The 25,508-nt window shown below is 68.0% G+C and carries 26 protein-coding genes and 1 riboswitch; of the genes, 10 read left to right on the top strand and 16 right to left on the bottom strand.

Annotation, left to right across the window (positions count from 1 at the left end; translation table 11 throughout):
• Positions 1–7 precede the first annotated feature (7 nt).
• The gene (locus tag ACXDF8_RS14835) at positions 8–1,501 is read left to right on the top strand and encodes a M28 family metallopeptidase (RefSeq protein ID WP_457224028.1); all 1,494 of its coding nucleotides are present in this window, start codon (positions 8–10) and stop codon (positions 1,499–1,501) included.
• 12 nt (positions 1,502–1,513) lie between these two features.
• On the opposite strand, the gene ACXDF8_RS14830 is transcribed toward ACXDF8_RS14835, so the two are convergent.
• A complete protein-coding gene (locus ACXDF8_RS14830; RefSeq protein WP_457224027.1) occupies positions 1,514–2,767 on the bottom strand; it encodes a uracil-xanthine permease family protein in 1,254 nt (417 codons plus the stop codon).
• A 55-nt stretch (positions 2,768–2,822) separates the two neighbouring features.
• Here ACXDF8_RS14830 and ACXDF8_RS14825 point away from each other — a divergent pair, with 55 nt between their 5' ends.
• Positions 2,823–4,502, top strand: a complete 1,680-nt coding sequence (locus tag ACXDF8_RS14825) for a SulP family inorganic anion transporter (RefSeq protein WP_457224026.1) — start codon at positions 2,823–2,825, stop codon at positions 4,500–4,502.
• Here ACXDF8_RS14825 and ACXDF8_RS14820 read toward each other — a convergent pair.
• From ACXDF8_RS14820 to thiC, 6 genes are all read right to left on the bottom strand, one after another.
• Positions 4,478–5,701 carry an APC family permease gene (locus tag ACXDF8_RS14820; protein WP_457224025.1) on the bottom strand — a complete coding sequence of 408 codons (1,224 nt, stop codon included), beginning with the start codon at positions 5,699–5,701 and terminating at the stop codon, positions 4,478–4,480. The two genes, ACXDF8_RS14825 and ACXDF8_RS14820, sit on opposite strands and share 25 nt — an antisense overlap.
• A 192-nt stretch (positions 5,702–5,893) precedes the next feature.
• A complete protein-coding gene (locus ACXDF8_RS14815; RefSeq protein ID WP_457224024.1) occupies positions 5,894–6,154 on the bottom strand; it encodes a DoxX-related protein in 261 nt (86 codons plus the stop codon).
• A gap of 16 nt (positions 6,155–6,170) precedes the next feature.
• On the bottom strand, positions 6,171–7,655 hold the full coding sequence (locus tag ACXDF8_RS14810; protein WP_457224023.1) for a flavin-containing monooxygenase: 1,485 nt from the start codon (positions 7,653–7,655) through the stop codon (positions 6,171–6,173).
• A gap of 173 nt (positions 7,656–7,828) precedes the next feature.
• The gene (locus tag ACXDF8_RS14805; RefSeq protein ID WP_457224022.1) at positions 7,829–8,452 is read right to left on the bottom strand and encodes an alpha/beta hydrolase family protein; all 624 of its coding nucleotides are present in this window, start codon (positions 8,450–8,452) and stop codon (positions 7,829–7,831) included.
• A complete protein-coding gene (gene thiD, locus ACXDF8_RS14800; protein ID WP_457224021.1) occupies positions 8,449–9,315 on the bottom strand; it encodes a bifunctional hydroxymethylpyrimidine kinase/phosphomethylpyrimidine kinase in 867 nt (288 codons plus the stop codon). Before thiD ends, ACXDF8_RS14805 begins: the two co-directional genes overlap by 4 nt.
• Positions 9,312–10,895 (bottom strand): phosphomethylpyrimidine synthase ThiC, encoded by a 1,584-nt coding sequence (gene thiC, locus ACXDF8_RS14795; RefSeq protein WP_457224020.1) that lies wholly within the window; start codon positions 10,893–10,895, stop codon positions 9,312–9,314. Before thiC ends, thiD begins: the two co-directional genes overlap by 4 nt.
• Positions 10,885–10,993, bottom strand: a riboswitch (TPP riboswitch). (Overlaps the previous gene by 11 nt.)
• A gap of 191 nt (positions 10,994–11,184) precedes the next feature.
• Between thiC and ACXDF8_RS14790 the strand changes: the two genes are divergently transcribed.
• Positions 11,185–12,888 (top strand): MFS transporter, encoded by a 1,704-nt coding sequence (locus tag ACXDF8_RS14790; RefSeq protein WP_457224162.1) that lies wholly within the window; start codon positions 11,185–11,187, stop codon positions 12,886–12,888.
• Here the strand turns inward: ACXDF8_RS14790 and ACXDF8_RS14785 are convergent.
• The gene (locus tag ACXDF8_RS14785) at positions 12,848–13,231 is read right to left on the bottom strand and encodes a hypothetical protein (protein ID WP_457224019.1); all 384 of its coding nucleotides are present in this window, start codon (positions 13,229–13,231) and stop codon (positions 12,848–12,850) included. The genes ACXDF8_RS14790 and ACXDF8_RS14785 overlap by 41 nt on opposite strands.
• Positions 13,232–13,290: 59 nt before the next feature.
• Positions 13,291–13,524: a hypothetical protein gene (locus tag ACXDF8_RS14780; RefSeq protein ID WP_457224018.1), complete on the bottom strand. Its 234-nt coding sequence runs from the start codon at positions 13,522–13,524 to the stop codon at positions 13,291–13,293.
• Between the two features lie 201 nt (positions 13,525–13,725).
• On the opposite strand from ACXDF8_RS14780, the gene ACXDF8_RS14775 reads away from it, so the two are divergent.
• Entirely contained in the window at positions 13,726–14,742 is a 1,017-nt protein-coding gene (locus ACXDF8_RS14775; RefSeq protein WP_457224017.1) for an NADP-dependent oxidoreductase, read from the top strand.
• Positions 14,743–14,745: 3 nt separating this feature from the next.
• Here the strand turns inward: ACXDF8_RS14775 and ACXDF8_RS14770 are convergent, their stop codons facing one another.
• The 3 genes from ACXDF8_RS14770 to ACXDF8_RS14760 are packed head-to-tail and all read right to left on the bottom strand — an operon-like array spanning position 14,746 to position 17,080.
• A complete protein-coding gene (locus tag ACXDF8_RS14770; RefSeq protein WP_457224161.1) occupies positions 14,746–15,561 on the bottom strand; it encodes an exodeoxyribonuclease III in 816 nt (271 codons plus the stop codon).
• 15 nt (positions 15,562–15,576) lie between these two features.
• Positions 15,577–16,482 (bottom strand): N-acetylglutamate synthase, CG3035 family, encoded by a 906-nt coding sequence (locus tag ACXDF8_RS14765; protein ID WP_457224016.1) that lies wholly within the window; start codon positions 16,480–16,482, stop codon positions 15,577–15,579.
• Between the two features lie 4 nt (positions 16,483–16,486).
• Positions 16,487–17,080 carry a peptide deformylase gene (locus tag ACXDF8_RS14760; protein ID WP_457224015.1) on the bottom strand — a complete coding sequence of 198 codons (594 nt, stop codon included), beginning with the start codon at positions 17,078–17,080 and terminating at the stop codon, positions 16,487–16,489.
• A gap of 127 nt (positions 17,081–17,207) precedes the next feature.
• Between ACXDF8_RS14760 and ACXDF8_RS14755 the strand changes: the two genes are divergently transcribed.
• The 6 genes from ACXDF8_RS14755 to ACXDF8_RS14730 all read left to right on the top strand — a co-directional run bounded on the left by ACXDF8_RS14755 (position 17,208) and on the right by ACXDF8_RS14730 (position 20,923).
• Positions 17,208–17,516, top strand: a complete 309-nt coding sequence (locus tag ACXDF8_RS14755; RefSeq protein WP_457224160.1) for a nucleoid-associated protein NapA — start codon at positions 17,208–17,210, stop codon at positions 17,514–17,516.
• Between the two features lie 75 nt (positions 17,517–17,591).
• Positions 17,592–18,053 (top strand): LytR C-terminal domain-containing protein, encoded by a 462-nt coding sequence (locus tag ACXDF8_RS14750; protein WP_457224014.1) that lies wholly within the window; start codon positions 17,592–17,594, stop codon positions 18,051–18,053.
• A 10-nt stretch (positions 18,054–18,063) separates the two neighbouring features.
• Positions 18,064–18,795: a superoxide dismutase[Cu-Zn] gene (gene sodC / locus ACXDF8_RS14745; RefSeq protein ID WP_457224013.1), complete on the top strand. Its 732-nt coding sequence runs from the start codon at positions 18,064–18,066 to the stop codon at positions 18,793–18,795.
• Complete coding sequence (locus ACXDF8_RS14740) at positions 18,776–19,930, top strand: glutamate--cysteine ligase (RefSeq protein ID WP_457224012.1); 1,155 nt, start codon at positions 18,776–18,778, stop codon at positions 19,928–19,930. The genes sodC and ACXDF8_RS14740 overlap by 20 nt, the downstream gene beginning before the upstream one ends.
• A 10-nt stretch (positions 19,931–19,940) precedes the next feature.
• Positions 19,941–20,285, top strand: coding sequence for a hypothetical protein (locus ACXDF8_RS14735; protein ID WP_457224011.1), 345 nt, complete (start codon positions 19,941–19,943; stop codon positions 20,283–20,285).
• On the top strand, positions 20,285–20,923 hold the full coding sequence (locus ACXDF8_RS14730; RefSeq protein ID WP_457224010.1) for an LON peptidase substrate-binding domain-containing protein: 639 nt from the start codon (positions 20,285–20,287) through the stop codon (positions 20,921–20,923). Before ACXDF8_RS14735 ends, ACXDF8_RS14730 begins: the two co-directional genes overlap by 1 nt.
• Before the next feature lie 9 nt (positions 20,924–20,932).
• Here the strand turns inward: ACXDF8_RS14730 and ACXDF8_RS14725 are convergent, their stop codons facing one another.
• The 4 genes from ACXDF8_RS14725 to ACXDF8_RS14710 form a co-directional block, all read right to left on the bottom strand.
• On the bottom strand, positions 20,933–21,406 hold the full coding sequence (locus tag ACXDF8_RS14725; RefSeq protein ID WP_457224009.1) for an SRPBCC family protein: 474 nt from the start codon (positions 21,404–21,406) through the stop codon (positions 20,933–20,935).
• Complete coding sequence (locus ACXDF8_RS14720) at positions 21,403–21,723, bottom strand: ArsR/SmtB family transcription factor (RefSeq protein ID WP_457224008.1); 321 nt, start codon at positions 21,721–21,723, stop codon at positions 21,403–21,405. The genes ACXDF8_RS14725 and ACXDF8_RS14720 overlap by 4 nt, the downstream gene beginning before the upstream one ends.
• 69 nt (positions 21,724–21,792) lie before the next feature.
• On the bottom strand, positions 21,793–22,698 hold the full coding sequence (locus ACXDF8_RS14715; protein ID WP_457224007.1) for a class I SAM-dependent methyltransferase: 906 nt from the start codon (positions 22,696–22,698) through the stop codon (positions 21,793–21,795).
• Complete coding sequence (locus ACXDF8_RS14710; protein ID WP_457224159.1) at positions 22,695–25,421, bottom strand: cation-transporting P-type ATPase; 2,727 nt, start codon at positions 25,419–25,421, stop codon at positions 22,695–22,697. Before ACXDF8_RS14710 ends, ACXDF8_RS14715 begins: the two co-directional genes overlap by 4 nt.
• Positions 25,422–25,508: the final 87 nt, after the last annotated feature.

The raw sequence follows: 25,508 nt of genomic DNA, 5'->3' as shown, positions 1-25,508 counted from the left end.
GGGCGCGGTGACTTACAGACACTCCGTCGTGTCCTGGCTGACGCTCGCCGTCGCCGTCGTCGCCCTGGCCGGATGCAGCCGTCCCTCCGGCGCCGGACAACCGGTGACAGCCGGCCCGCCGGCAACGCAGTTCGCCGATGCACTACGCCAGCGGTTGACGACCGAGGCGATGGTCACCCACCTGCAGAAGCTGCAGGCCATCGCCAACGCCAATGACGGCACCAGGGCGGTGGGCACCCCCGGGTTCGACGCCAGTGTCGACTACGTGGCCGGCGTGCTGCGCGGCAAGGGGTTCGACGTCCAGACCCCGGAGTTCCAGACCCGGGTTTTTCAGCCCGGAACGGCTGACCTGCGCGTGGCCGGCGGCGAGGTGCCCGCTAACGCGTTGGAGTTCAGCATCCCCACCCCGCCGCAGGGCGTCGCCGGACCGCTGGTCGCTGCGCCCCCCGACGACAGCCCGGGCTGCGCACCGGCCGATTACGACGGGCTGCCGGTACGCGGCGCGGTAGTGCTGGTCGATCGGGGCGCCTGCCCATTCGTCGACAAGCAGGCCATCGCCGCCAAGCTGGGTGCCGTTGCGCTGGTGGTCGCCGACAACGTCGACGAGGAGCGCATGGGCGCCACCCTGGGCGAGGACAGCACCGTCGCGATCCCGGTCGTGGGGGTGAGCAAAGCCGATGGTGCACGGCTGCGTGCCAACCCCGGGGCCACCACCCTCAAGCTGGACGCCAGCACCAGAACGATCAACGCCCGCAACGTGATCGCCCAGACCAAGACCGGATCGTCGTCCGACGTGGTGATGGTCGGGGCCCACCTCGACAGCGTGCCGGAGGGCCCGGGGATCAACGACAACGGCTCCGGCGTGGCCGCGGTACTGGAGACCGCGGTACAGCTCGGCTCGTCTCCCGAGGTGCACAACGCCGTGCGGTTCGCGCTCTGGGGTGCCGAGGAACTCGGCACCGTCGGGTCCAAGAAGTACATCGAGTCGCTGAACGTGGATCAGCTCAAAGACATTGCGCTGTATCTGAATTACGACATGATCGGCTCTCCGAACCCCGGCTACTTCACATATGACGGTGACCAGTCCGCGGACCCCGGTGACCGCGTCCCGCGCGTGCCGGAGGGATCACCCGGTATCGAGCGCACCCTGGTGGCTTACCTCAAGGGGGCGGGCAAGACCGCGCAGGACACCTCTTTCGACGGCCGCTCGGACTACGACGCCTTCACCCAGGCCGGGGTGCCGTCCGGCGGGCTGTTCTCCGGGGCGGAGGAGAAGAAGACCGCCGAACAACAGAAGCTGTGGGGCGGCACTGCCGACGCACCGTTCGACCCGAACTACCACAAGAGCACCGACACCCTCGACCACGTCGACCGCACTGCGCTGGGCATCCTCGGCGGCGGGGTGGCCTACTCGGTGGGGCTCTACGCCCAGGACATCAACGGCCGCAACGGTGTTCCGGTCCGCGAGGACAGGACCCGGCACCTGGTCACCGAGCCCTGAGCCGAAGCGGTATCAGGAGGGGTTCCGTGCCCCCCGCAACGCGCCCAGCGCCCGCATGCCGTGGTAGATCACCAGCGCGGCGATCGAGCCGAGCGCGATGCCGGTGAACGTCAGACTGCCGATGCTCCAGGTGAAGTCGGCGATGCCGATGATCAGCGCTATCGCGGCAGTCATCTGGTTGATCGGCAAGCCGAAATCGACCCGGTTGGTCAGCCAGATCCGCACCCCGAGCACGCCGACTAGCCCGTAGAGCACGATGGTGGCGCCGCCGAGCACACCGGGCGGAATGGCGGAGATGGTCGCGCCGACTTTAGGACACAACGCAAGCACGATCGCCGTCGCTCCGGCCACCCAGTAGGCGGCGGTGGAGTAAACGCGCGTCGCGGCCATCACCCCGATGTTCTCGGCGTAGGTGGTGGTGGCCGATCCGCCGCCGAGGCCGGCCAGCACGGTGGCGAGGCCATCGGCGGCCAGGGCGCGCCCCGTCAGCGGGTCGGTGTCGACGCCGGTCATCTGCCCGACCGACTTCACATGTCCGATGTTCTCGGCGACCAGCGCGATCACCGCGGGCAGGAACATCGGCAACACCGACAGGTTGAACGTGGGCGTCTGGAACTGCGGCAACCCGACCCATCCTGCGGCGGCGATCCCGGAGGTGTCGACGTCGCCGAGGGCCAGCGCCAGCAGATAACCGATCACCACCGCCAGGAAGATCGCCAGCCGGCCCAGGATGCCCCGGAAGAAGGCCAGCGCCGCCACGAGCAGTACCAGGGTGACGATGCCGACCAGTGGCCCCTTTTCGAAATTCGTCTTGGCCGCGGGTGCCAGGTTGAATCCGATGAGCGCGACGATGGCGCCGGTCACCACCGGCGGCAGGGCCAGCTCGATCCAGCGGGTGCCGGCCAGCTGGACCACGGCCCCTATCACGATCAGCAGCGCCCCGACTGCGATCAGCCCGCCCAGTGCGCTGCCGGTGCCGTGCGCGGCCACCGCCGCGGTCACCGGGGCGATCACCGAGAAACTGGAGCCCAGATAGCTCGGCAGCCGATTGCCGGTGATGACCAGGAACAGCAGCGTGCCGACGCCGGAGAACAGCAGCGTGGTGGCCGGCGGAAAGCCGGTCAGCACGGGCACCAGGAACGTGGCCCCGAACATGGCCACCACATGCTGGGCGCCGATACCCAGCGTCCGCGGCCAGCTCAGCCGCTCGTGCGGGCCGACGACGAAGGTGTCGTCGGCGCGGGTCTCGACGGGCGTCCAAGTCATCGGGATCACGGTGGGAAACTCAACCGCATCGGCGCGAGTCGCGCATGCTAGACCGATGAAGTGGACTGGTGTCGCTCCCGGGCTGGCCCAGTTCCGCGGTTACCGGCGGTCCTGGCTGCGCGGTGACCTGGTGGCCGGGCTGACGGTGTGCGCCTACCTGGTGCCCCAGGTGATGGCCTACGCGACGATCGCGGGGCTGCCCCCGGTTGTCGGTCTGTGGGCCGCGGTGCTGCCGTTGCTGCTCTACGCCGTCCTGGGCACGTCACGGCAGCTGTCGGCTGGCCCAGAGTCGACCACGGCGTTGATGACGGCAACCGCGCTGGCGCCGCTGGCCGTCGGGGACCCAGGGCGCTACGCGGCACTGGCCGCGATGCTGGCAGTCCTGGTGGGTGTGTTCTGCTTGGTCGGTGGGTTGATCCGGCTGGGCTTCCTCGCCGAGCTGCTGTCGCGCCCGGTTTTGGTGGGCTATATGACCGGGGTAGCGATCATCATGATCGGCAGCCAGCTCGGCAAAGTCACCGGCGCTCCTGTCTCGGGCGACGAATTCCTCCAACAGCTGCGTTCGCTGGTCCACGTCGCCGATCAGATGCACTGGCCGACGGTGGTGTTCTCCGCGGTGGTGCTCGGCCTGCTGGTAGTTCTCGGGTGGGCGTTACCGCGGGTCCCGGGTCCGCTGGTCGCCATGTTGCTGGCCACCGGATCGGTCGCCGTTTTCTCGTTGCAGGACAGCGGCATCCGCGTCATCGGAGCGGTTCCGGCCGGACTGCCGGCCCTCGGCATCAGCGGCGTGGGTGCCGCCGACCTTCTCGGGATGGCTGCCGCCGCGGGCGGCATCGCGATCGTCGGGTTCTCCGACAATGTGCTGACTGCCCGCACGTTCGCCGCCCGCAGGGGAGACCACATCGACGCCAATGCCGAGCTACGCGCCCTGGGAGCGTGCAATCTCGGTGCGGGCCTCACTCACGGATTCCCGGTCAGCTGCAGCGGCAGTCGGACCGCGGTCGGTGACCTGGCCGGTAGCCGCAGCCAGCTGTATTCCCTTGTCACACTGGGTGTCCTACTGGTCATCCTGGTCACCGCCCATGGCGTGCTCGCCCTGTTTCCCACCGCGGCGCTCGGCGCGTTGGTGATCTTCGCGGCGTTACGGCTTATCGACATCGGCGAATACCGGCGCTTGGCCCGTTTCCGGCGCAGTGAGCTTGTCCTGGCCCTGCTGACCGCGGCCGGGGTGCTCGTCTTCGGCGTGCTCTACGGGGTGCTGGCCGCGGTCGCGCTGTCGATCCTCGACCTGCTGCGTCGAGTTGCCCGGCCGCACGACAGTGTGCAGGGCTTCGTTCCCGGTGTGGCCGGCATGCATGACATCGACGATTATCCGCAGGCCCGGCTGGAGCCGGGTCTGCTGGTCTACCGCTACGACGCCCCGCTGTTCTTCGCCAATGCCGAGAATTTCCGCAGCCGGGCGCTGGCCGCCGTAGACGACAACCCGGACCCAGTGCAGTGGTTCGTCATGAATGCCGAGGCCAACGTCGAAGTCGACCTCACCGCACTCGACGCGGTCGACCAGCTCCGGGCAGAGCTGAACCGTCGGGGCATCGTGTTCGGGATGGCCCGCGTGACATGGCATCTGCGGGAGGCGTTGACGGCGGCCGGGCTGCTCGACAAGATCGGCGAGGACCACATCTACCCGACCCTGCCCACGGCGGTCGAGGCCTACCGCACCCGGCGCGCCACATAGATCAGGGCTCCCACCGCCAGCACCGCCACTCCGACGAACACCGACTGCGGCGGCAGAGCGAGCGCCACCACCACACAACCCGTCAGGCCGGCGGCCGGGACCAGGCACCGGGCAGGCCTCAGCGTCCACGCCGAGGCGTTGGCGATCGCGTAGTACACCAGCACGGCGAACGACGAAAAGCCAATCACGCCACGAAGATCAGCCACCGCGGCCAATGTGGCGACGACCCCACCGACCGCCAGCTCGGCCCGGTGGGGGACACCGAAGCGCCGATGCACCACAGCCAGTCCAGCAGGCAAGTGCCGGTCACGTGCCATCGCCAGCGTGGTTCGCGACACCCCGAGGATCAGCGACAGCAGCGAGCCCAGCGCGGCGACCGCCGCACCCGCGCGCACCACCGGCTCCAGCCAGCCGGCACCGGCCGCGCTGACCGCTTCGGCCAATGGTGCTGTCGCGGTTGCCAATCGAGATGCTCCAAGCACACCGAGGACACCGACGGCCACCACTGCGTAGATCACCAGCGTGATGATCAGGGCGATCGGGATGGCCCGCGGAATCGTGCGGGCCGGGTCGCGTACCTCCTCGCCGAGCGTCGCGATGCGGGCATAGCCGGCGAAGGCGAAGAACAGCAGCCCGGCAGCCTGCAGCACTCCGCGCACGCCGCCGTCCGTCAGTTCCAGCCGGCCCGTATCGAAGTGGCCCGAGGTCGCGACGATCACCACCACCGCGGACAGCACGGCTAGCACCACGCTGACGATGACACGGGTCAGCAGCGCCGATTTCTGGATACCGCGGTAGTTGACCGCGGTCAGCAGCACCACCGCCGCGACGGCCACGGCGTGGGCGTATGCCGGCCAGACATAGAAGCCCACGGTCAGCGCCATCGCCGCGCAGGAGGCCGTCTTGCCGACCACGAAACTCCACCCGGCGAGGTATCCCCAGAACTCACCGAGTCGCTCCCGGCCGTAGACGTAAGTCCCGCCGGACTGCGGATAGCGGGCCGCCAGGCGCGCCGAGGAATTCGCATTGCAGTAGGCCACCACGCCGGCCACCGCCAGGCCGACCAGCAGCCAGGAGCCTGCCGCGGCCGCCGCGGGGGCTAGCGCGACGAAGATGCCCGCACCCACCATCGAACCCAGACCGATGATCACCGCGTCGGTGACGCCGAGTCGGCGCTGCAGGGGGCTCACCCGCGGCATGCTAGGGCGTGCAGATGAACGCGGACCGGCGTGGGCGCGGTTTCCCGCGCCCAGGCCGGTCCGGCACGGTCCCCCGACCCAATTTGCGTGGCATCCTCACAAGCCAACGACCAACGCGTCGCCGTGCCCGATCAATGTAAGCCAAATATCTGACGTCTTCGTAAAACTTGTCGGATTTGTGACCTTCGCCGATCAGCGATGACGGGCGACGTTGACGCCCAGATACGCGCCGTATGCCACCAGTGCGGCCAGCGCGAGCTTGCGGGTTTTCGGTGCGACCAGACCCAGTCCGATCGCGGTCTCGATCCCACCGTCGATGTAGGTGTGCTGCAGGGTGTTGTCCGGGAAGGCCGACTTGGTGGCCGACTCGAAGAGCTCCGGGCGCACGAAGTGCGACAGCCCGGTGACGGCTACGAGCGCACCGGTCAACTTGATCAAAGGCTCTGCAGACATCAAGGTCCTCTCAGCTTCAATTGATGTGGTAATCCGTGACCGGATACGACGACGCCTCGCGCACCGCGGCGCGCGTGGACATCGGGCGTAGCAGGGCCGCCTCACCACTGGGATTGAAATAGTACGACCGCGCCGACGCGCAGTTGCCCTGGGTGAACAGCGAATCGCCGAGTAGTTCGGTCATCCGGTCCAGGTAGCGGGCATTGGCTTCTTCGGTGATCTCGAATGTCGTTGCGCCCCTGCGCCTCACTTCGCCGAACAAGCGGTGCATGTGCCGCATCTGGTATTCCATCGAGTTGAAGAAGTTCAGCCCGAGGAAGGCATACGGGCTCGCCAGGCTCAAGAAGTTGGGGAAGTGCGGCACTGAAACGCCCTGGTAGGCCTGGAACCGGCTCTCCCGCCACCACTTTCCGAGGTTGCGGCCGTCGCGGCCGATCACCTCGAAGGCTGGGAAGTTGGCCTCCCAGATGTCGTATCCGGTTGCCAGCACCAGCGTGTCGAGGACGGCCTTGGTGCCGTCGTTGGCCACGATCCCGTCGGACTCGATGTGGTCGATGCCGGTGGTCTGCAGATGCACGTTGGGCTTGGTGAACGTGCGGTAGTACTTGTTGGAGAACGTCGGCCGCTTGCAACCGAAATCGTAATCGGGGGTGAGCTTTTCGCGCAGCTCCTTGTCGCGGATGGTGGCGAACCGCCACATCTTGGCCAGGTCGGCGGCCGCGATGGTGGCGCGCCGGAAGTGTCGCTGGCGCAACACCCCGACGTAGACCATGAATTCATAGACCGAGTCGGTGATCACCCGGATCGCGCGCTGGGTGAGCGGTACCCGGGCGAACAGTCGTTTGGCCCGCGCAGAGAACTTGATGTCGATCTTGGGCACGACGTAGATCGCCGTGCGCTGGTAGACGGTGAGGTCGGCGGCAGTCTTGGCCAGTTCGGGGATCAACTGCACCGCGGTGGCGCCGGTACCGATGATGCCGATCCGCCGGCCTGCGGGGTCGTAGGCGTCATCCCAGTCGGCGGTGTGGACGACCTTGCCCTCGAAGCTGTGGATGCCCGCGATCTGCGGGGTGAACGGCTGGGACAGGAAGCCGGTGGCGGTGATCAGATAGCGCGCGGTCAGTAGATCGCCGCCGGCCAGGGTCACCTGCCACAGCGCCGCCTCTTCGTCCCAGCGGGCGCTGTCCACCGCCGCACCGAACTGGATGTGACGGCGGATGTCGTACTTGTCGGCGACGTCGTCGGCGTACTGCTTGATTTCGGCGCCGGTGGAGAACAGCCGGTTCCAGTTCGGATTGGGCTCGAAGAAGTACGAGTAGGTGGTGGTCGGGACGTCGACGGTCAGCCCCGGGTAGTGGTTGACGTACCAGGTGCCGCCCAGGTCGGCTTCCCGCTCGAGCAGGACGAAGTTGTCGAATCCCAGTCGCTTGAGCTGGATCCCAGCCCCGATTCCTGCGAAGCCGGCGCCGACGATGATCGCGTCGAGCTGCGTCGATGGCATCGGCCCAGAATACCGCCACCTACCGGTTGGTAATCCGCTCCTTTGGGCCCGAGTCCCGGGGACCAACGACAGTGCGTTCAGGGATCCGAGTGTGCGACGCAGGCGAAAAATACGGCCGATTTCCGCCCCGGCCGCACGCTCGGCTCCGCCAGCGCACAGTCGATGAAAACAGCTCAGCCCAGGGCCGACAGCGCCGCGTCGACCGCCAGGGCGGGGACGTCGAGCGTCTTCGAAACCAGATCGTGACGGGCCCCGGTGACCTCCACGATGTCCACCGGACCGCCGAGCAACGCGGCGGCCTGACGCAGCTCGTCGATCGTGCCGAACGGGTCGGACGTGCCGTGGGTGAACACCGTGGGCATCGAGATGGCGCCGAAGTGCTCGGTGCGCAGCCGGTCGGGCTTGCCGGGCGGGTGCAGAGGATAGGAGAACAGGCTCAGCCCGTCGATCAGGTCGGGCCGCTCGGCGGCGACCATCGAGGTCTGCCGGCCGCCGTAGGAGTGCCCGCCGGCGATGACCGGCCCATCCGCGAGCGTGTGGGCCAGGGTCAACGCCTCGACGATGCCGTCGCGGTCTCCGCCTGCCGAGCCCGACGGCGGTCCCTTGGGACGCCGCCGCCGATAGGGCAGGTTGTAGCGGATCGCCAGCCACCCGCGCCCGGCCCACTCCTCGCAGAGGCGGATCAGCAGCGGGGAGTCCCGGTTGCCGCCCGCGCCGTGCGTCAGGACCACGATTCCGCTCGGGCTGCCGGCCGGCTCGTGGGCGATGCCGGCGATCTCGTCGAGGCCCGGGCTCATGCGCGATCCGCCTGCGGCTTCTCGCTGGATGCCTGCAGTCGCCATAGTGCCGAAACCGGGCCGTGCCCGGCGCCGAGCGGGTAGGCCGCGCGCAGGCATTCGGTCACCCACGTCTTGCCGAAGGCGACGGCATCGGGCATCGAATAACCGTGCGCCAGAGCGCATGCGGTGGCGGCACCGAGTGTGTCACCCGCACCGTGGTCGTGGCCGGTGTCGATGCGGGGTCCGTCGTACTCGTGGAAGTCGGTGCCGTCGTAGAGCAGGTCGGGGCTGTGTGTCGAGCCGCGCAGGTGGCCGCCCTTGACCAGGGCCCACTGGGGCCCCAGCGCATGCAGGGCCTTGGCGGCGTCGCGCTGGGTCTGCTCGTCGACCACGTCGATCCCAACGAGCAGCCGCACCTCGTCGAGGTTGGGCGTCACCAGGCTGGCCAGCGGGAACAACTCGGTGCGCAGGGTGTCCAGCGCGGAGGGATGCAGCAGCGGATCGCCGTGCATGGAGGCGCACACCGGGTCGACGACGAACGGGGTATTGCCCGTCAGCCCGAGGTCGCGCCAGGTCCCCGCGACCGTCTCGATGATCTGCGAGGAGGCCAGCATGCCGGTCTTGGCGGCCTGCACGCCGATGTCACTGACCACTGCCTCGATCTGGCCTGCGATCACATCGGTTGGGATCTCATGAAAGCCCTTGACGCCCAACGAGTTCTGCACCGTGACGGCGGTGACGGCAACCAGTGGATGCATGCCGAGCATGGCGAAGGTCCGCATGTCCGCCTGGATACCCGCGCCGCCACCGGAATCGGAACCGGCGATGGTCAGCACCCGCAGCGGCGTCTGGCCCGGCGGGGTCAACGGGAGAAAGTTCACGGGTGTGAGTTTTCCAGAGGGAGGTACACGCGGTTGCCGTGTGCGGCGAACTCCTCTGATTTGGCGGCCATCGCGTCCCGAATATCGGCCGTGATACGCATGGAGCAGAACTTCGGTCCGCACATCGAGCAGAAGTGTGCGGTCTTGGCCGGCTCGGCCGGCAGCGTCTCGTCGTGGAATTCCCGCGCGGTGTCCGGGTCCAGCGACAGGGCGAACTGGTCGTTCCAGCGGAACTCGAATCGGGCCTGCGACAGCGCGTTGTCGCGTTCCTGCGCCCGGGGGTGGCCCTTGGCCAGGTCCGCGGCGTGCGCGGCGATCTTGTAGGCGATCACGCCGTCCTTGACGTCCTTGCGGTTGGGCAGGCCGAGGTGTTCCTTGGGGGTGACGTAGCACAGCATCGCGGTGCCGGCCTGGGCGATGATCGCCGCGCCGATCGCCGAGGTGATGTGGTCGTATCCGGGTGCGATGTCGGTGGTCAGCGGGCCCAGGGTGTAGAACGGCGCCTCCTCGCAGAGCTCTTCCTCCAGGCGGACGTTCTCGACGATCTTGTGCATCGGCACGTGGCCGGGCCCCTCGATCATCACCTGCACACCATGGGATTTCGCGATCGTGGTCAGCTCGCCAAGGGTGGCCAATTCGGCGAACTGCGCCTCGTCATTGGCGTCGGCGATCGAACCCGGGCGTAGCCCGTCGCCGAGGGAGAACGTCACGTCGTAGCGTGCCAGGATGGTGCACAACTCATCGAAGTTGGTGTACAGAAATGACTCTCGGTGATGTGCCAGGCACCACGCGGCCATGATGGACCCGCCACGGCTGACGATGCCGGTGACCCGCTTGACGGTCAGCGGGATATGGCGCAGTAGCACCCCGGCGTGCACGGTCATGTAGTCGACGCCCTGTTCGCACTGCTCGATCACGGTGTCGCGGTAGATCTCCCAACTCAACTGGGTCGGGTCGCCCTTGACCTTTTCCAGCGCCTGATACATCGGCACGGTGCCCACCGGCACGGGGGAGTTGCGCAGGATCCACTCCCGGGTTGCGTGGATGTCGGCCCCGGTGGACAGGTCCATGATGGTGTCGGCACCCCAGCGGATGGCCCACACCATCTTGTCGACCTCCTCGGCGATCGAGGAGCTGACCGCCGAATTGCCGATATTGGCATTGACTTTCACCGCGAAGGCCTTGCCGATGATCATCGGTTCGCTCTCCGGATGGTTGTGGTTGGCCGGGATGACCGCACGGCCGCGGGCCACCTCGTCTCGGACCAGCTCGGCAGGCAGCCCTTCGCGAGCGGCGATGAACGCCATCTCGGCGGTGATCTCCCCGGCGCGGGCGCGCTGGAGCTGGGTGCCGCGGTCGCGGACCACACCCGCGCGGGCCGGTAACCCGGCGTGCAGGTCGATCACCGCCTGCGGGTCGGTGTACGGCCCGGAGGTGTCGTAGAGGTCCACGTGCCCGCCGTCGGACAAGCCGACCCGGCGCAGCGGCACCCGGGCGGCGCCGTCCAGCTCGCGGTAGACCTTCGTGCTACCCGCGATCGGGCCTGTGGTGACGGTGGGGTCGACGAAAAGATCGGTCATTCTCACTCCCTACGCCGGCGTTACCCGGACAGGTTCTACGGTCGACGGCCCTAGCCGTCCTCTCAGCGCACTGGGTGTGCACTCCCGTGTGGTTGGTTGCCCGGTCGACGCTATCAGCCGAGTGGGATCGCCGATTGGTTCAAGGTGATTTGTATAGCTAACATATGTGTATTGCGCCGCGAGGCGACCCGATGACTTGCACCGTGGACGATTGCTTACGAAACGAGATTGACCCGTGACTGCCGAGCTCGACGCCGACCTGGCCGAAACCGACCGGCGGCGCCGCCGGATGGACCACGACCACCCGCACTACAAGTGGATCGTGCTGTCCAACACCACGCTGGGCATCCTGCTGGCCTCGATCAACGCCTCGATCGTGCTGATTTCGCTGCCCGCGATCTTCCGCGGCATCGGCCTGAACCCGCTGGCGCCCGGCAATGTCAGCTACCTGCTGTGGATGCTGATGGGCTACCTGGTGGTGACCGCAGTCCTGGTCGTGCCGTTCGGCCGCCTCGGCGACATGTACGGGCGGGTGAAGATCTACAACATCGGGTTCGTCGTATTCACCCTGGCCGCCGTCGCGCTGTCGTTCGACCCCTTCCACCTCGACGGCGGAGCCATCTGGCTGATCGCCTGGCGGGTGGTCCAGGGCGTCGGTGGCGCCATGCTGATGTCGTCGTCGTCGGCCATTCTCACCGACGCCTTCCCGGCCAACCAGCGGGGAATGGCGCTGGGTGTGAACATGGTTGCCGCCGTTGCGGGTTCGTTCCTGGGACTGCTGATCGGCGGGGTGCTCTCCGAGATCCACTGGCAGGCCATCTTCTGGGTGGGTGTGCCGATCGGCGTCATCGGCACCATCTGGAGCATGCGCTCGCTCAAGGAGCTGGGCACACGCAGCCCCGGCCGCGTCGACTGGGCGGGCACCGTCACCTTCGGCGTCGGGCTGACCGTCCTGCTGATCGGCATCACCTACGGCATCCAGCCCTATGGCGACTCGACGACCGGCTGGACCAGTCCGCTGGTGCTGGGCTCGATCGTCGCCGGGCTGCTGCTGCTGGTGGCGTTCTGCCTCATCGAATTGCGGGTGGCACAGCCCATGGTCGACGTCCGGCTGTTCCGGTCGGCCGCCTTCGGCATGGGTAATCTCGCCGGCCTGATGTCCTCGGTGGGACGTGGCGGATTGCAGTTCATGCTGATCATCTGGCTACAGGGCATCTGGCTTCCGTTGCACGGCTACAGCTTCGAGTCCACGCCGCTGTGGGCGGGCATCTACCTGCTGCCCGCAACCTTCGGCTTCCTGGCCGCCGCCCCGATCGCCGGCTCGTTCGCCGACCGGTTCGGGGCCAGGCCGTTCACCGTCGGTGGCATGGCATTGATGGCCGTGACATTCGTGGCGCTGCTGCTGATCCCGGTCAACTTCAACTACTGGGTTTTCGCGGTGCTGGTTTTCCTCAACGGCCTCGGCGGCGGCATCTTCACCGCACCCAACACCGCGGCCATCATGTCCAGCGTCCCGGCCTCCCAGCGCGGCGCCGCCTCAGGTGTGCGCGCCACGTTCTTCAACGCCGGCTCGTCGCTGTCGATCGGAATCTTCTTCTCGCTGATGATCGTCGGCCTGGCGGGCACGCTGCCCGACGCGATGAGCCGCGGCCTGCAGGAGCAGGGGGTCTCGGCCTCGGTCGCCCACGACGTGGCCAACCTGCCACCGGTGGGCAGCCTGTTCGCGGCGTTCCTGGGTTACAACCCCATCGGTGAGCTGTTGGCCCCGTACGACGCGCTGCACCAGCCGGGCGTGAACGCCGATGTCCTGACCGGAAAGACGTTCTTCCCCCACCTGATCACCGAGCCGTTCCACTCCGGGCTGGTGGTGGTGTTTGGTGCGGCGGCGGTGATGATGGTGATCGGCGGGATCGCCTCGCTGTTCAATCCCGGCCGCTACGGCACCGAGTCGGTCAGCGCGGCTGCGGCGCCCGCGGCGACGACGTCCGAGTGAGCGGCGGGGCGGCGGTACCCTCGGCGACCCATCGGTGCAGCCGCCCGGCGATCCGCCACATCGCCGCCTGAAGCTCTTCCGGGCCGAGTTCGGCCTTGGCGCAGGCGGTCAGCCGATCGGAGATTCTGGCCAGGGTCGCCGCCGCCACCCGGGCGGTGCGATCGCGCGACGATCGCATGCCCAGCGACACCGCCTCGCGGAACTCGATCAGCTCCGCGATCACCCCGGACGTCCCCGCCGCGGCCGGTTGGCGACGGTGGAGCTCGATGAGCGCCTCCAGGCACGCCAACGTCTGATGCGCGGTGCTCTTGGGGATCAGGATGACGTCGAGGTCCGAACTCACGTCCCCAAGCGCAGCACGCTCGGACGAACAGCCCGTGACCGTCAGGAGACGGTCACGGCTCACCAATCCGAACGGCCGACGAGGATCAGGTCGTGCAGCGAGAACGCCGGGACGCCGAGCGCCTCGGACAGCTGCGTCGCGTACGCGCGGGCGATCCGCGGGCCGTCCCGCTGTTCGTCGAAGTCACCGGTGAGGTCCACCGCGATGCGGCAACCCAGGGTGTCACCAGCGGCAACGACCTCGACGCCGAGCACCCCGGCCGGCATGGGCAATTCGACCGCTGCGCGGCGCACCTGGTTTACGGTGGCTGCCCAATCGACATAAACCGACACAAAGGATCGCACCAGAAGAATTTTCCCTCCACCGACCGCCGCGGGCCACCTGAGTTGCCCAGTGTTCACCTGAGCGCAACCGGGGCGGCGAGCGGTGGATGGGTCGATCGCGCCCCCGGAACAGGCCCCGAACCACTGGTGCCTTGGGTAGTTTCACTGACCGTGCCCACCCTGACGAACCGCCAGATCCTGCTGCGCCGCCGGCCGGCCGGACTGGTCCAACCCGGTGACACCGAGCTGATCACCACTCCTGCCCCCGGCATCGCCGAGGGTGAGGCACTGCTGCGCACCACCTACGTCGGGCTGGACGCCGCCGCGCGGACCTGGCTCGACGATCAGCCCAGTTATCTGCCGCCGGTGCAATTGGGCGAGGTGATCCGCGCGGCCGGGATCGGTGAGGTGGTCGAGTCGCGGTGCCCGGCGTTCCGGGTCGGTGATGTCATCACCACGCTGACCGGCTTTCAGGACTACGCCGTCATCCGCGACGATATCTTCAGCACACCCATTCCAGGCGAGACCGATCAGCTGGCCATCATGAGCGTCTACGGACCCACCGGTGCCACCGCCTATTTCGGGATGACCGACATCGGCCGGCCCGAGGCGGGCCAGACGGTGGTGGTGTCGGCGGCCGCCGGAGCCACCGGGTCGGTGGCCGGGCAGATCGCGAGGATCGCCGGAGCACGGGTCGTCGGCATCGCCGGCGGGCCGGAGAAATGCCGCGCCGTCGTCGAGGACTTCGGGTTCGACGCCTGCATCGACTACAAGAACGAAGACGTCCGTGCGGCCCTGAAGAAGCAGTGCCCCAAGGGCGTCGACGTCTACTTCGACAATGTCGGCGGCCCGATCCTCGACGCCGTGCTCGGCAGGCTCGCCATGAAGGCGAGGGTGGTGCTGTGCGGTGTGATCTCCAGCTACCTCACCGGTGAGCACCCGGGGCCGGCCAACTATGTCAACCTGTTGGCGAAAACCGCCACGATGCAAGGCTTCAACGCCCTCGACATGTGGGGTCGCTTCGACGAGGCGTTCGCCGACCTGCGCCGCTGGGAGGCCGAAGGCAAGCTGGTGCACCGCGAGACCGTCTTCGACGGTCTGGAATCCTGTGTCGACGCGCTCAACGGCCTGTTCACCGGGGCCAATATCGGCAAGATGCTGGTGAAGGTCAGCGAGCCGAGCCGCTGATCGTCACCGGCTCAATTCCACCAGCACCGGCGCGTGGTCGCTGGGTGCCGGGTCACCCTTCTTGCCGGGGCGCCGTTCGTCCTTGACGATCTCGGCGTGGGTCACCCGCGCCGCCAAAGCCGGTGAGCCCAGGATGAAGTCGATCCGCATGCCGCGGCGCTTCTGGAACGCCAGCTGGGTGTAGTCCCAGTAGGTGTACACCCCGGGCCCGGGAGCGAAGGGACGGACCACGTCGGCGAAACCCGCCTCCACGATCGAGCTGAACGCCGCACGTTCGGGTTCCGAGACGTGGGTGGCGCCGTCGAACGCCGCGATGCCCCAGACGTCCTCGTCGGTGGGCGCGATGTTCCAGTCGCCGACCAGCGCGATCGGCGCCCCCGGGTTGCTGTGTAACCATGAATGCGCCGTTTTCTCCAGCGCGGCAAGCCATTCCAGCTTGTACTGATAGTGCGGGTCGGCCAAGGTTCGGCCGTTGGGCACATACAGGCTCCACACCCGCACACCGGCGCAGGTGGCGGCCAGCGCGCGGGCCTCGGCCTTCGCGTCGACGCCGTCCTTGCTCCACGACGGCTGCCCCTGGAAGCCGACCTCGACGTCGTCGAGGCCCACCCGGGACGCGATCGCCACACCGTTCCACTGGTTGAGCCCGCAGTGCACCACTTCGTAGCCGGCCTCCAGGAACGGCATGGTGGGGAACTGGTCGTCGGAGCACTTGGTCTCCTGCATGGCCAGCACGTCGACGTCACCGCGCCCCAGCCAGTCGACGACCCGGTCGACCCGGGCGCGAATCGAATTCACGTTCCAGGTGGCTACGCGCAGACCGTCAGACATGGGCTACAGCGTACGTGCGGTCAACGACACCGCATCGACGTAGCGATGGTGGTGGTGCAGCCGGAACCCCATCGAGTGGTAGAGCGCGATCGCTCCGGCGTTGTCCGCCAGCACCTGCACGTAGGCCTGGGTCGCCGCCTGTTGTGCGCCCCACGCCAGCAGCGTGCGGCACACCGCGCGGGCGTGCCCGCGTCGACGTTGCACGGCGTCGACGCGCACCGCTGAGATCCCCAGCCAGCGGGTGCCGTCCGGCGCGCTGGTCACCGCGCCGCGGCCCACCGCGGCGTACCCGGCCGAGGCGAACACCACCACACCGTCGACGACGGCGGTCAGCACCGGCACCGGCACGTCGCGCTGATAGGTCGCCAGCCACGAGGAGTCCGGGCCCTCGCGCAGCGCCACGGCGGGCCCGGGTTCGGCCGCGGGCAGGTCGATCACCATCACGCGGGTGTGCTTGACCCCTTCGGTGCGCACGGGTACCAACCGCTCTGGCAGCGCCAGCCACGGCGCCAGGCCGCGTTCGGTGTACCACTCGACGATGGCTGGGAGCGTTTCCAGGGTGGCGGAGAAGTCAAGCGGCACAGCGGAATTTGCTCTGCTCGTGTAGCCGCCTGCGGCGCGCAACAGCCAGCCGTCGCGCCAGCTCTGCTCGGTACCCGGCCAGGCCAGCGCCGCCGCGTGCTCGAGTCCGCGGATCTCGGAGGCGCGCACCGGAACATCGCTGAGCTCCCGCACCGCTGCCACGTCGGCGGGATCGATCGACACCGGTTCGCCGGACTTGGTCCGCAGCACGATCAGCGGGGCGACGGCCTCGACGTGGCCGATGACGTCGGTCATCGCAGAAGAGCTGCCGTCCGCCAGGCGATAGCGGAGGCTGACTCGTGCGCCGACCGGCGGAATGCGCACCATCGGCTCAGTGGCCGAACGGGTCGGGCACCTCACCGGGCATCCACGACAGGCCGGGCACCCCCCAGCCGTTCTTCTTCACGGTCTTCTTCGCCGCCCGCGCGTGCCGCCCGATCAACTTGTCGACGTACAGAAAGCCGTCGAGGTGACCGGTCTCGTGCTGCAGCATCCGGGCGAACAGGTCGTGTCCCTCGAGGGTCACCGGGTTGCCGTCGGCGTCCAGTCCGGTCACCCGCGCCCAGCTGGCCCGCCCGCACGGGAACGATTCGCCGGGCACCGACAGGCACCCTTCGTCGTCGTTGTCCGGGTCGGGCATCGTCTCGGGAATCTCGGAGGTCTCCAGAACGGGATTGACGACGACGCCGCGGTGCCGTGTCGTCTTCCCGCGCTCGTCGGCGCAGTCGTAGACGAACACCCGCAGCCCGACACCGATCTGGTTGGCGGCCAGCCCTACTCCGTTGGCCGCGTCCATGGTGTCGTACATGTCGGTGATCAGATCGGCCAGATCGGCGGGCAGTGAACCGTCGGCCCCGACGGGCACGGGGCTCGTCGGCTTGTGCAGGACGGGATCACCCAGAATCACGATTGGTCTGACTGCCATGATCGGCAAGCTTAAGTCAGCCGACGCGCGGGCTCGGCTGCCGTCCCAACCGGTCGCGACGTGATTGAATGAGCGCCGAGTATCAGGCATGTCAGCTGCAGTTCTGCGAAAGGGCCCACAGATCGAAATGGACGGCGCCATGGCACGGGCCGAGCGGTCCAATGACGACGCTGACCTGCCCGCTGGGTTGACCCGCCGCGAGTTCGACATCCTGGCGTTCGAGCGGCAGTGGTGGAAGTACGCCGGAGCCAAGGAAGAGGCCATCAAGGAGCTCTTCTCGATGTCGGCGACCCGCTACTACCAGGTGCTCAACGCGCTGGTGGACCGTCCCGAGGCGCTGGCTGCCGACCCCATGCTGGTCAAGCGTCTGCGTCGGCTGAGGGCCAGCCGGCAGAAGGCGCGTGCGGCGCGCCGGCTCGGCTTCGAGGTCACCTGATTTTTTCTCTCGGTAGGCGGCCCCGCCGAGGAGCGTTTGCGTGAAGAGCGATTAGCCGCGGCTACAGTAGGCCCGATGAACGACCGCGTCCCTGACTCCTCCGGGCTGCCCTTGCGGGCGATGGTGATGGTGCTGATCTTCCTGGGCGTCATCTTCCTTCTGGTCGGATTCCAGGCCATGGGCTCCGGCAACGACAGCAGCGACGACTCGTCGGCGGCCCAGACCGTCACCACCACGACCACCAAGACGTCGGTCGCACCGGCGCCCAAGGCCGACGTTCGGGTGTTCAACGTCGGCGGCGACGAGGGTGCGGCGGGTCGCACAGGTGACCGACTGCGCGAGGCGGGCTGGAACGTCACCGAGACCGGCAATCTGGACGTCGCCGGCATTCCGGCGACGACGGTGTACTTCGGCAGCGCCGAAGGAGAGCAGGCCGCTGCCGAGGCGGTCGCCAAGGTGCTCGACGCGCCCGCCGCCCCGCGAATTCCGGAAATCGCCGAGCAGCCACCGGGCGTGATCGTTCTGGTGACGGGTTAGGCTTCGGCACATGGTCAAACCCGCCCGCAGGCTCATCAAAACCGCCGCCGCCGTCGTGTTCGTCGCTCCCGTCGCTGTGCTGGCCGCCTGTAGCCCCAATGAGCCCATCGCGACTCAACCGGGTACCCAGCCCCCGATCTGGACCGGGTCGCCGGCACCGTCGGAGTCGGCCCCGGGCGAAGAGCCCCACGGCACCGCCCAGGGACAGGCTGCCGGTCCGGCCGACACGCTGACGGCGCAGTTGAAGGCTCCGGACGGCACCGAGGTCGCCGCCGCCACCTTCGACTTCACCGGCGGTTTCGCCAAGATCACCGTGCAGACCACTGGCCCCGGCAAACTGACGCCCGGTTTCCACGGACTGCACATCCACTCGGTCGGTAAGTGCGAGGCCAACTCGGTGGCCCCGACCGGCGGCGCACCCGGCGACTTCCTGTCCGCCGGTGGGCACTTCCAGGCGGCTGGGCACACCGGCCACCCGGCCAGCGGCGACCTGGTCTCGCTGCAGGTCCGCGAGGACGGCACGGCCATGCTCGTCACCACCACCGATGCGTTCACCAAGCAGGATCTGCTCGGCGGCGCCGGTACGACGATCATGATCCACGCGGACGCCGACAACTTCGCCAACATCCCGCCGGAGCGTTACCAGCAGATCAACGGTGGCGCGCCCGGCCCGGACGAAACCACGATGGCCACCGGCGACGCCGGTAAGCGGGTGGCGTGCGGTGTCATCGGCACCGGTTAACCCAGCCCCGGGTAGACCCTCCGCCGGACGCATAGACTTCGCCAGCTCACCCCGGCCGACGCTCGGCGTCGAATGGGAGTTCGCCCTCATCGACGCCCAGTCGCGGGACTTGAGCAACGAGGGCGCCGCGGTGATCGCCGAACTCGGCGAGAACCCGCACGTACACAAGGAACTGCTGCGCAACACCGTCGAGATCGTCACCGGTGTCTGCGACACCGTCGATGAGGCGATGACCGACCTGCAGTCGACCCTGCGCGACGTCCGCGGCATCGTCCACGACCGCGGCATGGAGCTGTTCTGTGCGGGCACCCACCCGTTCGCGTCGTGGTCGACCCAGAAGCTGACCGACGCACCGCGCTATGCCGAGCTGATCAAGCGCACCCAGTGGTGGGGGCGTCAGATGCTGATTTGGGGCGTGCACGTACATGTCGGCGTCTCGTCCGCGCACAAGGTGATGCCGATCATCTCCTCGTTGCTCAACCAGTACCCGCACCTGCTGGCGCTGTCGGCATCCTCGCCGTTCTGGGCCGGTGACGACACCGGCTACGCCAGCAACCGGGCGATGATGTTCCAGCAGTTGCCCACCGCCGGCCTGCCGTTCCAGTTCGAGACCTGGCGGCAGTTCGAGCGGTTCGTGCACGACCAGAAGACCACCGGCATCATCGACCACGTCAACGAAATCCGCTGGGACATCCGGCCGTCGCCGCATCTGGGCACCGTCGAGGTGCGCATCTTCGACGGGGTCTCCAACCTGCGTGAGCTTTCGGCCCTGGTGGCGTTGACGCATTGCCTGATCGTCGACCTGGACCGGCGCCTGGATGCCGGTGAGCAGTTGCCGGTGATGCCGCCGTGGCACGTGCAAGAGAACAAGTGGCGGGCGGCGCGCTACGGACTGGACGCCATCATCATCCTTGACGCCGACAGCAACGAGCGGCTGGTGACCGAGGACCTCGAGGATCTGCTGACGCGCCTGCAGCCGGTCGCCGAGTCCCTACACTGTGCTGACGAACTGGCCGCCGTCGCCGACATCCCGCGTCGCGGCGCCTCGTATCAGCGTCAGCATCAGGTGGCCGAGGCCAGCGGCGGCGACCTGCGCGCGGTGGTCGACGCACTGGTCGGCGAGCTGGAGATCTGAGGAGGCCGCGATGACAGCGATGACGCTGAGACGAGTCGCACTGGCATTGCTGGTCAGTGTGGTCGTCGTGGCCGGCGGCGGATGTGCCAAGGCGATCACCGGCACCCCGGTGGCGACGCCGGGCGAGGCGGGCAAACCGTTGGCGCCCGCCGACCTGACCAAGACCACCTGCCGCGAGTACCTGGCCATGGACACCGTCGGCCGCCGCGAGGTGATCAAGGCCATCGGCGACGCCGGCAATCAGATCGTCGCCACCAACCCGGTGCTGTGGGCCGGGGTGGCCGGGGCGCTGTGCGGCTTCGTCGACCCGAGCGCCCCGGTGCGGGATGTGGTGATGGGACAAGGAATTCGCTGATGACCGCGCAGCCGATGTTCCCGCTGGAATCAGCATTGCTGCCCGGCGAGGTACTGCCGCTGCGGATCTTCGAACCGCGCTACGCCCAACTGGTCGAGGATTGTCTGGCCCTGCCTGACCCCGCGTTCGGGGTGGTGCTGATCACCCGCGGCCGGGAGGTCGGCGGCGGAGACTCCCGCGGCGACGTCGGGGCGCTGGCGCACATCGCCGAACACGTTGACCTCGGAATGGGGCTACACCAGCTCAATGCGCTTGTCGGCGAACGCATCCGGATCAACGAATGGTTGCCCGACGATCCGTACCCGCGGGCGGTGATCGAGCCATGGCCCGATGACCCCGGGCCGCCCGTCACCGACGAACGGATCGGCGAGGTGATCGACGGCATTCTGGCGCTGCTGGAGCTGATCGTGAATTCCCGTGGAACCCAGCTGCGGCCCGACGCGCTGGCGGTCGAGCCGGAGATCGCCGACGACCCGGCGCGGCATATCTACGCGCTCGCCTCGCGGGTCCCGATGGGTCAGGCCGACCGCTACGCGCTGCTGGCCGCACCCACCCTGGCCGAGCGGGTCGACGTCCTCACCGACGCCATCGAAACTGTCACGGCCATGGTCGAATTCCAGATCGCCGACGAGGACTGACGTCGCGGATCAGCCCGCCAGTTCCGCGTAGCGCTGGAGATACAGTGGCCAGCCGGCCTCGGCGTCGACCCCGTCGGCCACTCGTTCCCATCCCGGCCCGTGCCGGTCGAGATGGCGGTGCTCGAGTTCGACGCGGGTGCGCTCGGGGGCCTCGGCGATGAAGCGCACTTCCACCTCGCTGGACCTGCTCACGTCGGGGTCGACCTGCCAGTTGGCGCCGATGTCCCAGCTGAACAGCACGCGGGTGGGCGGCTCGTAGGCGAGGATCCGGGCCCAGCGGCACTCGCTGCCGTCGACCCCCCGATCGACGATGTTGCCGCCGACGCGCGGCTCGAAGACGGTCTCGGCGATCGGCACAGCGAGCAGGTTGTGGTCGCGCGGCTTGAAGTCACCGAAACGCTCCGTGAACAGGGTGAACGCACGCTGCGCCGATGTGCTGACGACGACGCTGCGCCGGATGGATGTTGCCTGGGCGTCGCTCACGAGTCCTCCTCGGGTGTATCGGCCGCCGCCTTGAAGGCGGCCAGGGTGTCGTGCCAGAACCTGTCCAGGTCACGTCGGAGGGCCTCGATACCTGCCGGATCCACCTGGTAGAGCCGACGGGTCCCGACGGCCCGATCGTGCACCAGGCCGGCAGCTTTGAGGACCTTGAGATGCTGGGAGACCGCGGGCCGGCTGACCGGGAGGTCGCGTGCGAGGTCGCCGACGGCCAACGGTCCGTGCGCCAGCCGCTCCAGGATGGAGCGGCGGGTGCGGTCGGCCAGCGCGGACCAGGCGTCCTCGGCTTGGTAAGTGGCCACGAACGGTAAGTCTAGACTTACGCATCGCGGGCGTCCAGAAGAACGGCGTCTGGAGAGTGCCTCCGGGACCTACGCCTTCTTGGCGTCCAGTAGGACGGTGTCCGGCACGGCGTCTTCTAAGTCGTCAGGCGCCGGCCGGTGGTAGCGCGCCATCAGGTCGGCCGCCGAGGCGGCGCTGACCACCCACCCGTGCTCGGTCAGCCACTCGGCGACGTCGGTGCGCGGCTCGAGATACCACAGGCCGGTGACGTCGGGAGTCGGTGGCCGGCCGGCCTCGACGGCATCGCGGCGGGCCTGCGCCATGCGCTCCTGCCGGCGTGCCAGCAGCTCGGGGGAGTAGAACACCGGACCGAACGCCTCCACCGCCAGCCGGCTGCCCGGTGGGCTGAGCTCGTCGATGCGTTCGAAGAGCATGTCCTGAGCGGCCGCCGGCAGGTACGGCAGCAGCCCTTCGGCTGACCATGCGGTCGGGGTCGACGGATCGAAACCGTTCTCGCGCAATGCCGTCGGCCAGTCTCGCCGCAGGTCGACCGCAACTGCGGCATACCCGGTGGCGGGCAGCGCTCCGTGCGCGGCGAGCACCCGCTCCTTGAACTCGAGCACCTTCGGCTGGTCGATCTCGTAGACCGTCGTGCCGCTGATCCACGGCAGTCGCCAGGCCCGGGTGTCTAGGCCGGCGGCGAGGATGACGGCCTGATCCAGGCCATTGGCGCCGGCGGTGGTGACGAAGTCGTCGAAGAACTTGGTCCGGGAGGCGATGTAGGCGGCCATGGCCTGCGCGCGCCGGGGCTCGTCGTCCAGGAACGGTGAGCGCCAGCCCGCCGCGGTGGCCGCGTCGATGAAGTACTGCGCGTACGGATCGGTGTAGAGCGGGCAGCCCGTCTCGGTCTCGGCGGCACGGGCCCGCGCCACGCTCAACGCGGTCGCGCCGACCCCCTCGGTGATGTCCCAGCTGTCGTCATCGGTTCGGGTCACGGGTTGCGTTCTGCCCTCTCGGTGTCGGCACTGACGACGAGACTACTGTTCGACGTCTGGCCGTTGGAATGACGCGACCGGCGCAACCGCTTGTCGATGGCGACGACGGCGCTAACGGCAAGGGCGACAGCCAAAATCCGCAGCCAGGAGGCCCCATCGATGGGGGCAGTGCCAAAGGCGGTGTTCAGAGCGGGCAGATAAGTGATGAGAAGCTGACCAAGAGCTTGTGCAGCCACTCCGAGCAAGACCCATCGGTTGCTCAAAAAGCCGATCCGCCAGGCAGAGCGGGACATGGATCGGCAACTGAACAGGTACGCCACCTCGATCACAACGAACAGGTTCAGTGCCACCGTCCGGGCCTCGGTCAGGCTCGCGCCCCGCGAAAGCTCCCATTGGAAAAGCCACCACGTGCTGGCCACCATCATCGTGGACACCAGCAGGATCCGGGTTACCAGGCCGCGCGTCAGCAGCGGCTGCCGGGGGCCGCGCGGTGGACGCGCCATGATGCCCGTTTCTTTGGCTTCGAAGGCGAGCATCAGGCCGAGCGTCACTGCGGTGGTCATGTTGATCCACAGAATCTGGGTTGGCAAGATCGGCAGTGCCACGCCGAACGCGATCGCGGCCAGGATCACCAGACCTTCCCCGATGTTGGTGGGCAGCGTCCAGGTGATGAACTTTATGAGGTTGTCGAATACACCCCGGCCTTCCTCGATGGCAGCCTCGATCGTGGCGAAATCGTCGTCGGTCAGCACCATGTCGGCGGCATCCTTGGCGACTTCGGTGCCGCCGAGGCCCATCGCAACACCAATGTTGGCCTGGCGCAATGCCGGTGCATCGTTGACGCCGTCGCCGGTCATCGCCACCACGTGTCCCCGGGCTTGCAGGGCTTCGACCAACCGCAGCTTCTGCTCGGGTGAGACCCTGGCGAATACGGTGGCCACATCGACCGCGTCCTGGAAGTCCGCGGAGTCCAACTCGGCCAGATCGGCACCGGTGAGCACAGCACCGGGGTGGGCTTCGCCATCGGGAAACATGCCGACCTGGGCGGCGATTGAGGCGGCCGTGCCTGCGTGATCTCCGGTGATCATCTTGACCGCGATCCCCGCCGTGTGGCAGGCGGCCACTGCGCTGGCAGCAGCGGCCCGTGGGGGATCCGACATTGCTTGCAATCCGGTGAAGGTCAACGAGCCCGGCAACTCGTCCTCTGCCAAATCGCTGGTGCTGCTGGTACGGACGGCGGTGGCGAGCACCCGCAAGCCACCCGAACTCAACGACTCGGCGGCCCGCATGACGTCGGCGCGCTGCACCGGCTCGACAACTCCCCGCGCACCCATCTGCGTGTTGCACAGGTGCAGGACGCGCTCGACCGCTCCCTTGACGAGCACGACGTGGTCACCGGAACCAGCGCGGTGGAGGGTGGCCATGTACTGGCGCTCAGAGCTGAACGGGATGACGTCGACCCGCGGCAGTGCGGCGAGTTCGTCGCTGTCCAGACCGGCGGCGACCGCCACCGCCAACATCGCTCCCTCGGTCGGGTCACCGACCACCTCCCACTGGGCGCCGTCGGCAATCAGCACCGCGTCGTTGCAGCAGGCTCCCGCCAGCAACGACCAGCGCAGCGCCTCGTCGGCAGTCATGGCGGTGTGGAGCGCGTCAGGCGCGTTCGCTTCGACGCGACCGGCGGGCGTCCAGATTCTCTGCACCGTCATCTGGTTGGTGGTCAAGGTCCCGGTTTTGTCGGTGCAGATGACGGTGGTACTTCCCAGGGTTTCGACGGCCGGAAGGCGTCGGATGACTGCGCGGCGCTTAGCCATCCGAGCGACGCCAATGGCCAGCGTGATCGTCACCGCTGCCGGCAATCCCTCCGGAATCGCTCCGACCGCAAGGGCGATCGCCGCAGTGAAGGTGTCGGCCGCGTCTTGGTGGCGCAGCAGACCGATGCCGAAGGTCAGCGTCGCCAGCCCCAAGATCCCGATGGTCAGCATCGCGCTGAATCGGGCCAGGTCCGCCGTCAACGGCGTCGTGAGATCGTCGGCGGCACCGACCAGCCGGTGGATCTGGCCGACCTCGGTCTCCGCTCCCGTCGTGACGACGACGCCCGCCCCGCTGCCGGCGGTCACCAGTGTGCCGGAATACGCCATGTTGCTGCGGTCGGCCACCGGCGCGGGGCCCGGCAGGACGAGCTCGTCTTTGTGGACGGGTGCGGACTCACCGGTCAGCGCTGATTCGTTGATCTTCAGCTCGGTCGCTCTGAGCATCCGAAGATCGGCGGGCACCTTGTCGCCGGTGTCCAACAGCACCAGATCCCCGGGGACCAGGCATTCAGACGCCACGGTGTACTCGCGGCCCGCCCGGACGACCTTGGCATCGGTGTGCACCATCGCCCGTAGGCTGTCCAGCGCGCCCTCTGCCTTCGACTCCTGGATGAATCCCACGATGGCGTTGACCACGACAACGCCGAATATCACTGTGGCGTCGATGAACTCGCGCAGGCCAGCGGTGATGAACCCGGCGACCAGCAATACATAGATCAATGGGTGATGGAACTGCCGCACAATGCGCAGCCACAATCCCGGCCCAGCTGCCGACGGCAGTCTGTTCGGCCCGAAGGTTTCCAATCGCTCTGCGGCCTCCGCATCCGACAACCCGTGGTGTGGGTCGGTTTGCAGCAGCAGAACCACTTCGTGTTCGGCCAACCGGTGGTGCCCGGTCGTCGCCGACATTGTCAAAGCCAAAGTTGCCCACCTCGCAGCTCATAGTCAGGTGACGGCTGACTCCACAGTGTCCGATGAGCGCCGGCAAGGTTCAGG

The sequence above is a fragment of the Mycolicibacterium sp. CBM1 genome (assembly GCF_054073305.1).
This window is presented reverse-complemented; position numbering and strand designations above follow the sequence as displayed.

What these genes read in the sequence shown, in the direction of transcription:
- ACXDF8_RS14815 (WP_457224024.1), bottom strand. Translation starts at nt 6,154, where the DNA reads ATGTCTGCAGAGCCTTTGATCAAGTTGACCGGTGCGCTCGTAGCCGTC.
- ACXDF8_RS14820 (WP_457224025.1), bottom strand. Translation starts at nt 5,701, where the DNA reads ATGCCGCGGGTGAGCCCCCTGCAGCGCCGACTCGGCGTCACCGACGCG.
- ACXDF8_RS14810 (WP_457224023.1), bottom strand. Translation starts at nt 7,655, where the DNA reads ATGCCATCGACGCAGCTCGACGCGATCATCGTCGGCGCCGGCTTCGCA.
- ACXDF8_RS14710 (WP_457224159.1), bottom strand. Translation starts at nt 25,421, where the DNA reads ATGTCGGCGACGACCGGGCACCACCGGTTGGCCGAACACGAAGTGGTT.
- thiC (WP_457224020.1), bottom strand. Translation starts at nt 10,895, where the DNA reads ATGACCGATCTTTTCGTCGACCCCACCGTCACCACAGGCCCGATCGCG.
- ACXDF8_RS14760 (WP_457224015.1), bottom strand. Translation starts at nt 17,080, where the DNA reads ATGGCAGTCAGACCAATCGTGATTCTGGGTGATCCCGTCCTGCACAAG.
- ACXDF8_RS14730 (WP_457224010.1), top strand. Translation starts at nt 20,285, where the DNA reads ATGACCGCGCAGCCGATGTTCCCGCTGGAATCAGCATTGCTGCCCGGC.
- ACXDF8_RS14830 (WP_457224027.1), bottom strand. Translation starts at nt 2,767, where the DNA reads ATGACTTGGACGCCCGTCGAGACCCGCGCCGACGACACCTTCGTCGTC.
- sodC (WP_457224013.1), top strand. Translation starts at nt 18,064, where the DNA reads ATGGTCAAACCCGCCCGCAGGCTCATCAAAACCGCCGCCGCCGTCGTG.
- ACXDF8_RS14825 (WP_457224026.1), top strand. Translation starts at nt 2,823, where the DNA reads ATGAAGTGGACTGGTGTCGCTCCCGGGCTGGCCCAGTTCCGCGGTTAC.
- ACXDF8_RS14765 (WP_457224016.1), bottom strand. Translation starts at nt 16,482, where the DNA reads ATGGTGCGCATTCCGCCGGTCGGCGCACGAGTCAGCCTCCGCTATCGC.
- ACXDF8_RS14735 (WP_457224011.1), top strand. Translation starts at nt 19,941, where the DNA reads ATGACAGCGATGACGCTGAGACGAGTCGCACTGGCATTGCTGGTCAGT.
- ACXDF8_RS14790 (WP_457224162.1), top strand. Translation starts at nt 11,185, where the DNA reads ATGGACCACGACCACCCGCACTACAAGTGGATCGTGCTGTCCAACACC.
- ACXDF8_RS14755 (WP_457224160.1), top strand. Translation starts at nt 17,208, where the DNA reads ATGGACGGCGCCATGGCACGGGCCGAGCGGTCCAATGACGACGCTGAC.
- ACXDF8_RS14805 (WP_457224022.1), bottom strand. Translation starts at nt 8,452, where the DNA reads ATGAGCCCGGGCCTCGACGAGATCGCCGGCATCGCCCACGAGCCGGCC.
- ACXDF8_RS14750 (WP_457224014.1), top strand. Translation starts at nt 17,592, where the DNA reads ATGAACGACCGCGTCCCTGACTCCTCCGGGCTGCCCTTGCGGGCGATG.